General features: G+C 59.2%; 13 protein-coding genes. 5 read left to right on the forward strand and 8 right to left on the reverse strand.

Translation table 11 applies throughout. The annotated features are described in order from the left end of the window. The first annotated feature begins 9 nt into the window (after positions 1-9). Positions 10-2,904 (forward strand): ribonucleoside-diphosphate reductase subunit alpha, encoded by a 2,895-nt coding sequence (locus tag F8N62_RS03105; RefSeq protein WP_150709591.1) that lies wholly within the window; start codon positions 10-12, stop codon positions 2,902-2,904. Between the two features lie 290 nt (positions 2,905-3,194). Here F8N62_RS03105 and flgE read toward each other — a convergent pair whose 3' ends face one another. The 6 genes from flgE to F8N62_RS03135 form a co-directional block, all read right to left on the reverse strand. After that, positions 3,195-4,526, reverse strand: coding sequence for a flagellar hook protein FlgE (gene flgE / locus F8N62_RS03110; protein WP_150709592.1), 1,332 nt, complete (start codon positions 4,524-4,526; stop codon positions 3,195-3,197). A 31-nt stretch (positions 4,527-4,557) separates the two neighbouring features. Beyond that, positions 4,558-5,280, reverse strand: coding sequence for a flagellar hook assembly protein FlgD (flgD, locus tag F8N62_RS03115; RefSeq protein ID WP_150709593.1), 723 nt, complete (start codon positions 5,278-5,280; stop codon positions 4,558-4,560). Positions 5,281-5,295: 15 nt separating this feature from the next. Then, on the reverse strand, positions 5,296-5,739 hold the full coding sequence (gene flgC / locus F8N62_RS03120; RefSeq protein ID WP_010457154.1) for a flagellar basal body rod protein FlgC: 444 nt from the start codon (positions 5,737-5,739) through the stop codon (positions 5,296-5,298). A 3-nt stretch (positions 5,740-5,742) separates the two neighbouring features. Beyond that, entirely contained in the window at positions 5,743-6,150 is a 408-nt protein-coding gene (flgB, locus tag F8N62_RS03125) for a flagellar basal body rod protein FlgB (protein ID WP_150709594.1), read from the reverse strand. Positions 6,151-6,531: 381 nt separating this feature from the next. Then, positions 6,532-7,359 carry a protein-glutamate O-methyltransferase CheR gene (cheR, locus tag F8N62_RS03130; RefSeq protein WP_150709595.1) on the reverse strand — a complete coding sequence of 276 codons (828 nt, stop codon included), beginning with the start codon at positions 7,357-7,359 and terminating at the stop codon, positions 6,532-6,534. A gap of 46 nt (positions 7,360-7,405) precedes the next feature. Continuing rightward, on the reverse strand, positions 7,406-8,338 hold the full coding sequence (locus F8N62_RS03135; protein WP_150709596.1) for a chemotaxis protein CheV: 933 nt from the start codon (positions 8,336-8,338) through the stop codon (positions 7,406-7,408). A gap of 80 nt (positions 8,339-8,418) precedes the next feature. On the opposite strand from F8N62_RS03135, the gene flgA reads away from it, so the two are divergent. The 4 genes from flgA (at position 8,419) to F8N62_RS03155 (ending at position 11,026) form a co-directional block, all read left to right on the forward strand. Further along, the gene (flgA, locus tag F8N62_RS03140) at positions 8,419-9,180 is read left to right on the forward strand and encodes a flagellar basal body P-ring formation chaperone FlgA (protein WP_150709904.1); all 762 of its coding nucleotides are present in this window, start codon (positions 8,419-8,421) and stop codon (positions 9,178-9,180) included. 165 nt (positions 9,181-9,345) lie between these two features. Next, the gene (gene flgM / locus F8N62_RS03145; protein ID WP_150709597.1) at positions 9,346-9,672 is read left to right on the forward strand and encodes a flagellar biosynthesis anti-sigma factor FlgM; all 327 of its coding nucleotides are present in this window, start codon (positions 9,346-9,348) and stop codon (positions 9,670-9,672) included. A gap of 48 nt (positions 9,673-9,720) precedes the next feature. Beyond that, positions 9,721-10,188, forward strand: a complete 468-nt coding sequence (locus tag F8N62_RS03150; RefSeq protein ID WP_150709598.1) for a flagella synthesis protein FlgN — start codon at positions 9,721-9,723, stop codon at positions 10,186-10,188. Between the two features lie 91 nt (positions 10,189-10,279). Continuing rightward, the gene (locus F8N62_RS03155) at positions 10,280-11,026 is read left to right on the forward strand and encodes a flagellar brake protein (RefSeq protein ID WP_150709599.1); all 747 of its coding nucleotides are present in this window, start codon (positions 10,280-10,282) and stop codon (positions 11,024-11,026) included. Positions 11,027-11,090: 64 nt separating this feature from the next. Here the strand turns inward: F8N62_RS03155 and F8N62_RS03160 are convergent, their stop codons facing one another. Together F8N62_RS03160 and F8N62_RS03165 are read right to left on the reverse strand one after the other, a co-directional pair. Then, positions 11,091-12,467 (reverse strand): MFS transporter, encoded by a 1,377-nt coding sequence (locus F8N62_RS03160; RefSeq protein WP_150709600.1) that lies wholly within the window; start codon positions 12,465-12,467, stop codon positions 11,091-11,093. A gap of 70 nt (positions 12,468-12,537) precedes the next feature. Then, positions 12,538-13,779, reverse strand: a complete 1,242-nt coding sequence (locus tag F8N62_RS03165) for a glutamine synthetase family protein (RefSeq protein ID WP_191632343.1) — start codon at positions 13,777-13,779, stop codon at positions 12,538-12,540. Positions 13,780-14,073: the final 294 nt, after the last annotated feature.

Below are 14,073 nucleotides of genomic sequence, written 5' to 3' on the forward strand. Positions count from 1 at the left end.
CAACCCCCCATGCAAACCGACACAACTCGCGAGAACCCGCAGGGCACCTTGCCGCAGGCCGCCGATTCGACTTCGGATCTGTCCGCCACCGCGCCTGGCCAGCTGCGCGTGATCAAGCGTAACGGCACTGTCGTTCCTTACACCGACGACAAAATCACCGTCGCGATCACCAAAGCGTTTCTCGCAGTTGAAGGCGGCACCGCTGCCGCTTCGTCGCGAATCCATGACACCGTTGCCCGCCTGACCGAACAGGTCACCGCGACCTTCAAGCGTCGCATGCCGTCGGGCGGCACCATCCACATCGAAGAAATCCAGGACCAGGTTGAACTGGCCCTGATGCGTGCCGGCGAGCAAAAAGTAGCCCGCGACTACGTGATCTACCGCGACGGTCGTTCGAAACAGCGCGCCGCCCACGCCCCGGCGGAAGAAGCGGTCAACGCTCACCCGTCGATCCGCATCACCCGCGCCGACGGCACCTTTGCGCCGCTGGACATGGGTCGCCTGAATACCATCGTCACCGAAGCGTGCGAAGGCCTGGCAGAGGTCGACGGCGACCTGATCCAGCGCGAAACCCTGAAAAACCTGTACGACGGCGTGGCCCTGACCGACGTCAACACCGCGCTGGTGATGACCGCCCGTACCTTGGTCGAGCGTGAGCCGAACTACTCGTTCGTGACCGCCCGCCTGCTGATGGACACCCTGCGTGCCGAAGGCCTGAACTTCCTCGAAGTCGCTGAAAGCGCGACCCACCACGAGATGGTCGACCTGTACGCCAAGGCGCTGCCGGCTTACATCGCCAAGGGTATCGAATTCGAATTGCTGAACCCGGTCCTGGCTACCTTCGACCTGGAAAAACTCGGCAAGGCGATCAACCACGAGCGCGATCAGCAGTTCACGTACCTGGGCCTGCAAACCCTGTACGACCGTTACTTCATCCACAAGGACGGGATCCGCTTCGAACTGCCGCAGATTTTCTTCATGCGCGTGGCCATGGGCCTGGCAATCGAAGAGAAGAACAAAGAAGACCGTGCGATCGAGTTCTATAACCTGTTGTCGTCCTTCGACTACATGTCGTCGACCCCGACCCTGTTCAACGCCGGCACCCTGCGTCCACAACTGTCGAGCTGCTACCTGACCACCGTGCCGGATGACCTGTCGGGCATTTACCACGCGATCCACGACAACGCCATGTTGTCGAAATTTGCCGGTGGCCTGGGCAACGACTGGACCCCGGTTCGTGCGCTGGGTTCTTACATCAAGGGCACCAACGGCAAATCCCAGGGCGTCGTGCCGTTTCTCAAAGTGGTGAACGACACCGCCGTTGCCGTTAACCAGGGTGGCAAGCGCAAAGGCGCGGTCTGTGCCTACCTGGAAACCTGGCACATGGACATCGAAGAGTTCATCGAACTGCGCAAGAACACCGGTGATGATCGTCGTCGTACCCACGACATGAACACTGCCAACTGGATCCCTGACCTGTTCATGAAGCGCGTCTTCGATGATGGTCCGTGGACCCTGTTCTCGCCGTCCGAAGTACCGGACTTGCACGACCTGACCGGCAAGGCCTTCGAAGAGCGTTACGAGTATTACGAAGCGTTGTCCCAGTACCCGGGCAAGATCAAGCTGTTCAAGACCATCCAGGCCAAAGACCTGTGGCGCAAAATGCTCTCCATGCTGTTTGAAACCGGCCACCCATGGCTGACCTTCAAAGACCCGTGCAACCTGCGCAGCCCGCAGCAGCACGTCGGCGTGGTTCACAGCTCGAACCTGTGCACCGAGATCACCTTGAACACCAACAAGGACGAGATCGCCGTTTGCAACCTGGGCTCGATCAACCTGCCGAACCACATCGTCAACGGCAAGCTGGACACCGCCAAGCTCGAGCGCACGGTGAACACCGCGGTTCGCATGCTCGATAACGTGATCGACATCAACTACTACTCGGTGCCACAAGCGAAGAACTCCAACTTCAAGCACCGTCCGGTCGGCCTGGGCATCATGGGCTTCCAGGACGCGTTGTACCTGCAGCACATTCCTTACGGTTCCGACGCTGCCGTCGAGTTCGCCGACAAGTCGATGGAAGCGGTCAGCTACTACGCGATCCAGGCTTCCTGCGACCTGGCCGACGAGCGCGGCGCCTACGAGACGTTCCAGGGTTCGCTGTGGTCCAAGGGCATCCTGCCGCTGGATTCGCAACAGATCCTGATCGAGCAACGTGGCCAGAAGTACATCGACGTTGACCTGAACGAATCCCTGGACTGGGCACCGGTTCGTGCCCGTGTGCAGAAAGGTATTCGTAACTCCAACATCATGGCCATCGCACCGACCGCGACCATCGCCAACATCACCGGCGTGTCGCAGTCGATCGAACCGACCTACCAGAACCTCTACGTGAAATCGAACCTGTCGGGCGAATTCACCGTGATCAACCCGTACCTGGTTCGCGACCTGAAAGCTCGCGGTCTGTGGGACTCGGTCATGATCAACGACCTGAAGTACTACGACGGTTCGGTGCAGCAGATCGAGCGCATCCCGCAAGAACTCAAAGAGCTCTACGCGACCGCGTTCGAAGTGGACACCAAGTGGATCGTCGACGCGGCCAGCCGTCGTCAGAAGTGGATCGACCAGGCTCAATCGCTGAACCTGTACATCGCCGGCGCCTCGGGCAAGAAGCTGGACGTGACCTACCGCATGGCCTGGTACCGTGGTCTGAAAACCACTTACTACCTCCGTGCGCTGGCCGCGACCAGCACCGAGAAGTCGACCATCAACACCGGCAAGCTGAACGCTGTTTCCAGCGGCGGCAACCACGGTGAAGATTCGGTCCTGGCGGCTCCTGCCGGTCCTGCTCCAGTGCCGAAGGCTTGCGCCATCGACGAGCCGGATTGCGAAGCTTGCCAATAAGCTGAGCCGGTAGGCACCGTAAGGTGCTGACCCGACAACCCCCGATGAGCCTCTGGCTGATCGGGGGTTTTCTTTTGTGCCTTTTTCAGATCAAAAGATCGCAGCCTCGTTTCACTCGACAGCTCCTACAAGAGATCGCATTTCAAGGTAGGAGCTCTACCAGGGGATCGCGATTCAACGTAGGAGCTGTCGAGTGAAACGAGGCTGCGATCTTTTGACCTGTATGCGACACCCACAAAAAAGCCCCTCTTGCGAGGGGCTCTTTAAGTAGCGCTTTCAGCCAATCACTATCAGGTCATCTGAATGATGGTCTGCATGATAGTGCTCTGCGTCGAGATGGTCTTCGCATTCGCCTGGTAGTTGCTCTGCGCCTTGATCAACTCCACCAGTTCGCTGGTCAGGTTGACGTTGGACTCTTCCAGGGAGTTGGAGTGGATCTCGCCCAAACTACCGGTGTTCGGCGCATCGTAGCCCGGGATACCCGACGAGTAGGTTTCTTTCCAGCTGGTGCCGCCCACAGGCTGCAGACCTTGCTCGTTGGTGAAGCTGGCGAGCGAGATCTGACCGATGGCCTTGGTCTGGTTGTTGCTGAAGTTGGCGAGCATCACACCGCTGGCGTCGATGGTCAGGTTGGTGATCTGGCCAGTGGCGTAGCCGTTCTGCGTAGGAATCGAACGCGCGGTGTCGGCGTTGTACTGCGTGGTGTCGGCCAGCGAGATGGTCACGCCACCCGGATCCGAACCCGCGCCGTTGGCTTTCCACACGCCATTGGTCACGGTACCGGGAACCCAGCCGGTAACCTTCAGGTCAGGGCTGGTGATCACCGATGGCGGAATGGTCGCCGGAACCACCGGTGTGGTGACCGAAGTCAATGTGCCGGAGGTGTTGAAGTTCATGGTCGACGCGAGCGGAGGGGAAGCCGCCAGCGTAGGGTCGCTGCCATCCGGATTGCGCCCATCGATCAGGCTGTAGGTTTTCCAGGTGTTCGGCCCCGTCTTCACCATGAACTGATCCATGATGTGCTCGTTACCCTGAGTGTCATAAACCTTGGTGCTGAACTGCTTGGTGAAGGATGCCTCTTTGTTGGGGTCGAACGGGTTGGCAACCTGGTCGATCTCCAGCGAAGTGGAGTTCAGGTTGATCGTCGACGACACCGTGGTGGTGGTTTTCGGCGCCAGGTTCGAGGTGTCAATGCGCAGGTCAGTCAACACGCCGTTGAGGATCTTGCCATTGGCATCCACGCCATAACCTTGCAGGCGCGCAGAACCATCACTGTTGGTGACGTAACCTTCCTTGTCGACCTTGAACGTACCGGCACGGGTGTAGGACAGCGATCCGTTGTCGTTCAGCACGAAGAAGCCGGAACCGTTGATGCCCATGTCCAGCACGTTGCCGGTGTTGTTGACGTCGCCCTGGGTGAACTGCTGGGAAACGTTGGCCAGGCGCACACCGTTACCGGTGGTTTTGCTGCCGGAACCCAGCTTGGTGGCCGAGTACACGTCTTCGAATTCTGCACGGGACGATTTGAAACCGGTGGTCGCGACGTTGGCGATGTTGTTGCCGGTCACGTCCAATTGCTTGTTGGCTGCATAGAGACCGCTAAGGCCGATATTGAAAGACATATTCCACTCCTTTGTGCCGTGTTAGTCGGCTCTACATACCAATGGTTTGTACTTTGGACAGGGCAATGCTGCCCAGCCCTGCAAGGTTAAGCATCAACTCACCGCCGGTCTGGCTGATGGTGACGCTGCTGACGGTCGCCGGCAGGTACGTCACCAGCGAGGTCGCCTTGCCGTCGTAAGTTGCGGTGGCGCCGAAGGTGTAAGTGCCGGCCTTGGCCACTTCGCCGGCATCGTTCTTGCCGTCCCAGATAAAACTGGCGCTGCCGGCTTTCTGCAGGCCCAGGTCGATGGTGCGGATGACCTTGCCATCGGCGTCGGTGATCTTGACCTTGACCGGGTCCGCCGATGCCGGAACCGCGACGGTACCGTTGAAGCTCTTGGCGGTATCGACCACGGCCTTGTCGCCCGGCGCGATGACCGAACGCCCCACCAGGGACGACGCCTGCAACGCCTGGGACGAGTTGTAGTTGCTGGCAATGCCGGCCACGGTGCTGTTGAGCGTGGTAATGCCTTCCAGACTGCTGAACTGCGCCAACTGGGCGACAAACTCGCCGTTGTCCTGCGGCTCCAGCGGGTTCTGGTTCTTCAGCTGCGTCACCAGCAACTGCAGGAACGCGTCCTTGCCCAGCTCCTTCTTGCCGGCGGCGCTGTTGGTCGCGGCCGCCAGGCCATCGGCACTGGAGTTGGTCTTGATCGAAGAATTGGCCAGGATGTCTTTGAGGCTAAGGCCACTGGTGGTATCGGTAACACTCATCTGAGTCGCCCCTTATCACTGACCGAGGGTCAGGACCTTCTGCATCATGGTTTTGGCGGTGTTCATCATTTCGGCGTTGGTCTGGAACGAACGGCTCGCGGAAATCATGTCGGCCATTTCTTCGACCACGTTGACGTTCGGGTAGTAGACATAACCCTTGGCATCGGCCGCCGGATGGTTCGGCTCGTAGCGCGCGTCCAGATTGCTCTGGTCTTCGACCACGCCCAGTACCTGCACGCCTTGACCGGCGGCATCCTGATTCTGGAACAGCGAATCACTGCCGCCGCTCTGCCCGCCCTGGAACATGGTGGCGAACACCGGGTGACGCGCGCGGTAGGTCTGGTCGATGCTCGACGAGACGGTCTCGGCGTTGGCGATGTTCGACGCCACGGTGTTCAGGCGAGTGGTCTGGGCACTCATGCCACTGCCGGCAATGTTGAAAACGCTGGATAGCGACATGACTTACTCTCCGCGAAGGGCTGATACCAGCCCTTTGAATTTGCTGTTGAGCAGGGTGAAGCTGGCCTGGAAGTTGATCGCGTTTTCCGCGTAACTCGCCTGTTCCACTTGAGCGTCCACGGTGTTCTGGTCAATCGACGGCTGCATCGGCGTGCGATACATCAGCGACTCGTCGCCATTGCCCAGGCCTTCGGCTTCGATATGACGGCTGTTGGTCTTGTTCAAGGCGAACGCGCCGTGTTTGGTCTTCTCGCTCTGCTCGGCGAGCACTTTCGAGAAGTCCAGATCCCGAGCCTTGTAGTTCGGGGTGTCGGCGTTGGTGATGTTGTTGGCCAGGACTTCGGCACGCTGAGCGCGGAAGCCCAGGGCTTGTTCGTGGATACCGAGCGCTTTATCGAAGCTGATGCTCATGTCGGGAAACCTTCGGGTGACCTGATTTTTCGTAACAGGGATATAGCAAGCGGCGTGCCAATTCAAAAAAGCCCGGAAACCGGGGCTTTGCGGACAGCGGCGAGGCGGCAATGCCAGAAAAGCGGCAACGGCTGACCGCCGGCTGCCGCTTTTCTGCCGCTTTCCTCAGTCGCGCGCCGCCCACTTTTCGGAATCGAATACCACCCGCCCTGTAGGAGCTGCCGAAGGCTGCGATCTTTTGATTTTGATTGTTAAAAGCAAGATCAAGAGATCGTCCGAACGCGGCCCGAGCCTGCGGCAGCTCCTACGTGATGCAAAAGCGGCAGGCGCAAAAAAGGGAGCCTTTGAGGGCTCCCTTTTTTTGCGCCTGCCGCTGTTGCATCACTTCGCCTGGTAAATAATCCCCGGGCTGCACTGGACCATCTGGTAATGATCCGGCAAACCGTTCAGCGCTTCGGAAGCGCCCAGGAACAGATAACCGCCCGGCTTCAGCGTGCTGTGGATGCGCAACAGGATGTCCTTCTTCACCTCGGCGGAGAAGTAGATCAGCACGTTGCGGCAGAACACGATGTCGAACTTGCCGAGGCTCGCGTAGCTGTCCAGCAGGTTGAACGAGCGAAACTCCACCCGGCTTTTGATCGGCGCCTTGATCGCCCAGCGTCCCGCCCCTTTCGGGTCGAAATAACGCTGAAGACGCTCGGGCGACAGACCGCGGCCCAGCGCCAGGCTGTCGTACTCGCCGGTCTTGCAGTTGGTCAGCATCGTGCCGGACAGATCCGTGGCAACGATCTGCACACCCATCTTCAACTGGCCCAGGTTGACCCGCTCGAACTCATCGATGGACATCGACAGCGAGTACGGTTCCTGCCCCGACGAGCACGCCGCCGACCAGATCCGCAAACGCTGGCCCGGAGCGGCCTTGATCGCTTCGGGCAGCACCTTGTTCTTCAACACTTCAAACGGATAGGTGTCGCGAAACCACAGGGTTTCGTTGGTCGTCATCGCATCCACCACCATCTCGCGCAAACCGCTGCGCGGCTGGGTCTGGATGCGCTGGACCAGCTCACCCAGGGACTTGATGCCTTGCTGCTCCATCAGTTTGTTGAGACGGCTCGAGACCAGGTACTGCTTGTTTTCACCGAGCAAAATGCCACAGGCTTTTTCCAGGAAGACCCGGAACTGTTCGAAATCCAAATTACCCGTAGACAAAGATACCGCCTCTTAAATCGTGTTAATCACCAGCGACAGAAGGCCGCTAGCTGATGTCTGCTGCTTTGATCCGGGCAACTACCCGGGATGCCAGGTCGTCAGGACGGAATTTGGCGAGAAAGTCATCGGCACCGACTTTCTTGACCATCGCCTGATTGAACACACCCGACAACGAAGTATGCAGGATGATATGAAGCTTTTGCATGCGAGGGTCGTTGCGGATCTCGGCCGTCAGCGTGTACCCGTCCATCTCCGGCATCTCGATGTCGGAGATCATCATCAGGAACTCTTCTTCCGGCTTCTTGCCCTCGTCGACCAGCTTGCGCAGATACTCCAGCGCTTGCCGCCCGTCGTTCAACGCCACCACTTCAACACCGACCGTCTGCAGGCAACGCGTGACCTGTTTGCGCGCCACCGACGAGTCATCGACCGTCAGCACTCGCAGGGACAACGCCTTGTGCTGTGTCTCGACATCCACCACGCCCACGGAAATCGCTTCCGGTGTCGGCGCCACTTCTGCCAGGACTTTCTCGACGTCGATGATTTCGACTAACTGATTGTCGACCCGAGTCACAGCCGTCAGGTAATGATCGCGTCCCGTGCCCTTGGGCGGCGGATGAATCTCTTCCCAGTTCATGTTGACGATGCGTTCCACCGAGCGCACCAGGAAACCCTGGGTCTTGGTGTTGTACTCCGTGATGATCACGAAGGGATTGCTCTGATCTTTCAGCGCTCCGGAACCGGTCGCCATTGCCAGATCAAGGATCGGAATGGTCGCCCCCCGAATATTTGCCACACCGCACACGACAGGGTTGGACTTGGGCATCAGGGTCAGCTTGGGGCATTGCAGCACCTCGCGAACCTTGAACACGTTGATCCCGTACAGCTGCTGGCCGTCGAGACGGAACAACAACAGCTCCAGGCGATTCTGCCCTACCAGTTGCGTGCGCTGGTTTACCGAATCCATTACACCAGCCATTGCCAGACTCCTACACAACGCTAAGTGTGTTGCGACGCACATTCATCACTAAACGGCACGGCGCTTGCTTTTTAACTCTTATGAACACAGAACCGACATTTTTCCGACGCGTGACATCCACCTTCCGCAGATTGCTCTGTGCAATGTCGGCCGTTTGCCTGTTCAACGCTGGCAGCCCTGCCCTTGCTGACGCGGTTACCTTGCCTGACATGCTTATCGGCGTCACCCAGGGCTTTCTTGAATTCACCGTAGAAGACTATCTGGCTACCAGTCAAACCGAAGGCCGCTACGAAATACAGGTCAACCAGCTCGATCCACGCCTGCGCATGCCCATGTGCGACAAGGAATTGACAGCCAGCCTTGAGAGCCCGGCCAAGCCATTGGGCCGGGTAACGGTGAAGGTTCGCTGTGAGGGAACCTCCCCCTGGACGGTGTTCGTGCCCGCTCAAGTCCGGCTGTTTCGCGAGGTTGTGACGACCAGCCGGCCCCTGCGCCGCGCCGACATTGTCGAGCCTGCCGACGTGCTTCTGCGCGAGCGAGACATCAGCCTGATCAGCCAGGGTTACCTGACGACTCTCGACCAGGCGATCGGCCAGCGATTGACCCGACCAATGGTCGCCGATCAGGTCATTACCCTTGTTCATCTTGAACAGGCGGAAGTCATCCGCAAGGGCGATCAGGTCGTGATCACCGCCCGCAGTGGTGCGATCAGCGTGCGAATGCCCGGCGAAGCACTGTCCAATGGGGGTATGAGCGAGCAGATACGGGTCAAAAACCTCAATTCCAAGCGGGTCATCAAGGCGCAAGTCACCGCGCCGGGCCAGGTGGAAGTGTCCATGTAAACACTCGGCTCCTGAAGAAGTGGCGTTGCCCGAGGCTGTTCCCTAAACTGTGCCGCATGCAGGAGAAGTGCTGGCGCAGGCAGACTCATTGATAAATGGGTCTAAAGTTTTCACAGGGAGAGCCGAAAACATGGCAAGCGTCCAAATACTCAGAGGTTTTTTACCATGGTTATTGATTTCAGCCGTTTGAACAGTTCTTCGTCATTGACGGGCAGTACACGTACCAGCGTTGCCAAGGAAACCGCCGAAGCCGGCAAATCCGCGCCGCTGACTACCCCGGCCGAACAGGCCAGCACCGTTAAAAGTGGGGAATCGGTACACCTCAGCAATGAGGCTCAACAGTTGCAACAGGTCACTGACAAGCTGCGTGATCAGCCTGCCGTCGACAAAGCCCGCGTGGCAGAGTTGAAAGCAGCGATTGCCGATGGCAGCTACAAAGTCGACAGCAACCGTGTAGCCAGCAAACTGCTCAACTTCGAAGCCCAGCGCTAGGCCACGGCCCGCGCCAGGCTTTTGGACGCTTAAACCCCAAGGCCAGCCATGCACGACACTAATTTACTGCAACTGATCACCGACGATTTTGCTCCAGCTCAACACTTGCTGGAGTTACTGCAAACCGAGTCCATCGCCTTGCACGGTCGCGACATGCCACTGCTCGAAGAGATTCTGGCGCAGAAACAGGCAATGATCATTCTGCTCGAACAGCATGGCCGCAAGCGCAGTGAAATCCTCGCCAGCCTTAACCTGCCGCTCAATCGCAACGGCCTGGAGCAACTGGCCAGCCATTCGAGCATCGGCGATGAGCTGCTGGCGCAGAGCGATGTGCTCACCGATCTTCTGGCTCAATGCCAGGCGGCGAACATCAACAATGGCCAGTCGATTCTGGTTCAGCAGGCCGCTACGGCCAATCAGCTGAAAATCCTCACCGGCGGCGAACCGCCAGCCCTCTACGATGCTCGCGGATCAACCGCCAAGCTTGCGAAGCCGCGCCCGCTCAGTCAGGCTTGAGCCGGCAAGTGCCACGCCCTATCAAGACGCGCAACATGCTGGCAATATACTGGCCAGCCGTAGTCATATTTTGTCTGGAGATTGATGAACCGTGTCCAATGCCTTAAACGCGGAAGATGCGCCGCAGCCACCCAAGGTGCTTACCACACCGTTGGAGATCTCCGGCAACCTGCGCCAATTACAAGAAAGCCATGATCCGCTGATTATCACGTTCCATGAGCGCACTCAGCGCTTCCAGAGTTATCTGGTGGACGTAGATCGCGAAAGCGGCACCATCACGTTCGATGAAATGATCCCCCGTGACGGCGAACGTTTCTTGCTGGCAGGCGAGCCTTTCAGGGTCGAAGGCTTTCACGATGGCGTGCGAATTGCCTGGGACAGCAACGGTCAACTGAGCATCGACGAATCCGGTGACAGCCGCTGCTACCGTGGTCCGCTGCCGGACGAAGTGGTTTATCACCAGCGCCGCAACGCCTTTCGCGCGGCATTGAAGCTGGCCCAACTGGTCAGCGTCGATCTGGATGGCGAAAAGCTCAAGGCGCCGATCAGCGGCAAGCTGCTGGACATTTCCGCCACCGGCTGCAAGTTGCGCTTCGAGGGTGACATCACCGGCAGCCTGCAACTGGGTCAGGTCTACGACCGTTTCGCCGCCGCCCTGCCCTTCGGCAAAATGACCGCGCCGGTCGAACTGCGCTACCTGCACTTCGAAGAAAAGATCTCCACCACCTTCGCCGGCATTCGCTTTCACAATATGAGCGGGCTGGTGCAGCGTCAGGTCGAACGCTTCGTCTATCAGCTGCAGCGCGAAGCCCGGCGCTTCGACAAAGACGACATGTAATTCGAAGCTTCAATGAAAACGGGCAGTCCCTTGCGGTGACTGCCCGTTTTTTTATGCGTGGAGTTTAAGGCCTGGCCTCGGTGAAGCTTTGCTCGCGACCCGCGTCCGGATCTTCTGGAGGCGCAGGGGTTGGTGTCTCGGTTTCCGTTTCCGGTTCAGGGCTCGGCTCAGGGTCCACCGTGTTATGCATCTGCTCCTGCACCACTTGTTCATCAACCCGCGGATCGAGGCACGCCACCAAAGGCGAACTCGACATGCTGTCCGGCATGGCCACGTGATGCAGCGGCGCGTCGTCCACCTGATGCAAGTTGGTCACCGCTTTCGGACGGATCCGCCACACCAGCACCAACGCGAAGAAACTGAAGAAAGCGTAAAGCATCTGACTGCCAAACATCTTCATCAAGACCCCGGCGACCAGCGGCCCGATACTCGCGCCGACGCCGTAAGTGACCAGCAACATCGCCGTCAGTGACACCCGCCGATCCGCCTCGACGTGGTCATTGGAGAACGCCACCGCCAACGGGTACAGGCAGAATTTCACCAGCGAGCAGATGAAGCCGGTGATGAACAGCACCTCCAGCGGCACCTGCTGCATGATCGCCAGCGGCAACGCGGCAACCGCCAGCACCAGGGCAAAGCAGCGGATCAACAGCGCCCGGTCATAACGGTCGGACAACCAGCCCAATGGCCACTGCACCAGCAGGCCGGCAAAAATGCAGCTACCCATGAACAGACCGACCTGCTCGGTAGACAGCCCTTGCTGCGAGGCATACAGCGGCGCCAGACCGTAGAACGAACCGATGATCAGTCCCGCGCCCAATACCGTGCTCAGAGACTGCGGCACGCGCTTGATGAAGAATCGCGGCTCCATCGGCGCCGGGTGCAGCGCCGCCGGGTGAATCCGTCGCGTCAGCGCCACCGGCACCAGGCACAGGGCGAAGCACAGGGCGACCAGCATCAACAGTTCCAGACCCAACGCCGGGTGCATGACCAGAATCAGCTGGCCCAGCACCAGTCCCAGATAAGAAGCGATCATGTAGCCACTGAACACCGCGCCACGTTGCGAGGCTTCGGCCTGCTCATTGAGCCAGCTTTCGATGACCATGTACTGGCACATCATGCCGAGACCGACGATGACCCGCAGGAATATCCACGCCGGCAGCCAGTCGACCAGGCCATGGCCCAGCACCGCCGCCCCGACAATCCCGGCGCAGGCCGAATAGGCCCGGATATGCCCGACCCGGGCAATCAGCCGGTGACCGATCTTGCCGCCCAGCACCAGGCCGAAATAGTTGGCCGCCATCAACGCACCGACCCACAAACTGTCGACATTATCTGCCGCCAGGCGCAAGCCCAGGTACGTACTCAGCAAGCCGGAGCCGATCAACATCATCAGCGAGGCAAAATACAGCGCTCGAAAGGGTTTCCAGATTTGGCGCATCGGCGTTCCGAGCGGCTCCTTGCGGTGAGAAACGGGCTATCCGAAAAGATAGCCCGAAGACGAAGGTTCGTCAGGCCTGGGCGGCTAAAACACGGCGCTCCCAGGGGGTAATTTCATCAAAGAAGCTGGTCAACTCCATGGTCTTCGAAGCGACGTAGCCTTCGATGAACTCCTTGCCAAACAGTTCCTTCGCCAATTGGCTACGTTTCAGACGCTCAAGAGCGGCGTGCAAGGTACAGGGCAACGAAAGATTATCCGGGACCTCGAATTCTCCCTGAATGGCCTCGCCCGGCTCCAACTGGTTTTCGATGCCATACAGGCCCGCCGCCAGGCTCGCGGCAATCGCCAAATACGGGTTGGCGTCCGCACCGGGCAAGCGATTCTCGACCCGCCGCGCGACGGGCGAACTGGCCGGAATGCGCAAACCGGCGGCCCGGTTGTCGTGGGACCAGCAGGCATTATTCGGTGACGCAAACGGATGGCACAAGCGCTGATACGAGTTCACGTTCGGCGCAAACAGCGCGGTGAAATCCGCCATGCCGGCCTGCTGACCACCGATGAAGTGACGGAAGGTCGCTGTCGGCTCACCCGCTTCGTCGCTGAACACGTTCCGCCCGCTGCCGATCTCGACGATGCTCTGGTGAATATGCATCGAACTGCCCGGCGTGTGCGCCAGCGGCTTGGCCATGCAGACCACGGTCAGCCCATGCTTGAGCGCCACTTCTTTAAGCAGATGCTTGAACAGGAATGTCTGGTCCGCCAGCAGCAGTGGATCGCCGTGCAACAGGTTGATCTCGAACTGGCTGACGCCCATCTCGTGCATGAACGTATCGCGGGGCAAGCCAAGCGCCGCCATGCATTCATAGACTTCGCTGAAGAACGGCCGCAAGCCGTTGTTGGAGCTGACGCTGAACGCCGATTGCCCGTCCTCGCGCCGACCGTCCAGGCCAAGCGGCGGCTGGAAAGGGTGCGTCGGGTCGGTGTTGGGGGCGAAAACAAAAAACTCCAGCTCGGTCGCCACCACAGGCGCGAGGCCGAGCGCCGCATAACGCGCGATCACCGCTTTGAGTTGGCCGCGGGTCGACAGGTTCGAGCTCTCGCCGGTCAACTCGTCGGCGTCGCAAATGGCCAAGGCCCGCGGTTGCTTGCTCCAGGGCAAGCGGTGAATCTGTGCGGGATCAGGCACCAGCGCCAGGTCACCGTCATCGCTGCCGTAAAACCGTGCGGGCGGATATCCGCCCATGATGCATTGCAGCAGCACACCCCGCGCCATCTGCAACCGCCGCCCCTCGAGAAACCCCTCGGCGGTCATGACCTTGCCCCGGGGCACGCCGTTCAGATCCGGCGTAACACATTCAATCTCATCAATGCCCGTCAGTCGCTGCGCGAGTGAACGCTGGCCATCGGTTGTCATGACGCAATCCTTTGTAATGGTGCAAGCCGCGAACGGCGACCCGTACAAAATAGGCTTCGCGTGTTCGGAATATCAAGCACCGAAAAACAAAAAGAAATCCGATTCCAGGCACGCCGTAACAATCCCCGTAGGAGCTGCCGAAGGCTGCGATCGTTTGATGTTGCCTTTAAAGAAGAATCAAAAGATCGCAGC

Origin of the sequence: Pseudomonas fluorescens (assembly GCF_902497785.1) — a bacterium.
Classification (GTDB): domain Bacteria; phylum Pseudomonadota; class Gammaproteobacteria; order Pseudomonadales; family Pseudomonadaceae; genus Aquipseudomonas; species Aquipseudomonas fluorescens_BO.

Bases quoted from the DNA above. Each gene is read 5' to 3' on its own strand.
- F8N62_RS03105 (WP_150709591.1), top strand. From the start codon at position 10: ATGCAAACCGACACAACTCGCGAGAACCCGCAGGGCACCTTGCCGCAG.
- flgE (WP_150709592.1), bottom strand. From the start codon at position 4,526: ATGTCTTTCAATATCGGCCTTAGCGGTCTCTATGCAGCCAACAAGCAA.
- flgD (WP_150709593.1), bottom strand. From the start codon at position 5,280: ATGAGTGTTACCGATACCACCAGTGGCCTTAGCCTCAAAGACATCCTG.
- flgC (WP_010457154.1), bottom strand. From the start codon at position 5,739: ATGTCGCTATCCAGCGTTTTCAACATTGCCGGCAGTGGCATGAGTGCC.
- flgB (WP_150709594.1), bottom strand. From the start codon at position 6,150: ATGAGCATCAGCTTCGATAAAGCGCTCGGTATCCACGAACAAGCCCTG.
- F8N62_RS03135 (WP_150709596.1), bottom strand. From the start codon at position 8,338: ATGGCTGGTGTAATGGATTCGGTAAACCAGCGCACGCAACTGGTAGGG.
- flgA (WP_150709904.1), top strand. From the start codon at position 8,419: ATGAACACAGAACCGACATTTTTCCGACGCGTGACATCCACCTTCCGC.
- flgM (WP_150709597.1), top strand. From the start codon at position 9,346: ATGGTTATTGATTTCAGCCGTTTGAACAGTTCTTCGTCATTGACGGGC.
- F8N62_RS03150 (WP_150709598.1), top strand. From the start codon at position 9,721: ATGCACGACACTAATTTACTGCAACTGATCACCGACGATTTTGCTCCA.
- F8N62_RS03160 (WP_150709600.1), bottom strand. From the start codon at position 12,467: ATGCGCCAAATCTGGAAACCCTTTCGAGCGCTGTATTTTGCCTCGCTG.
- F8N62_RS03165 (WP_191632343.1), bottom strand. From the start codon at position 13,779: ATGACCGCCGAGGGGTTTCTCGAGGGGCGGCGGTTGCAGATGGCGCGG.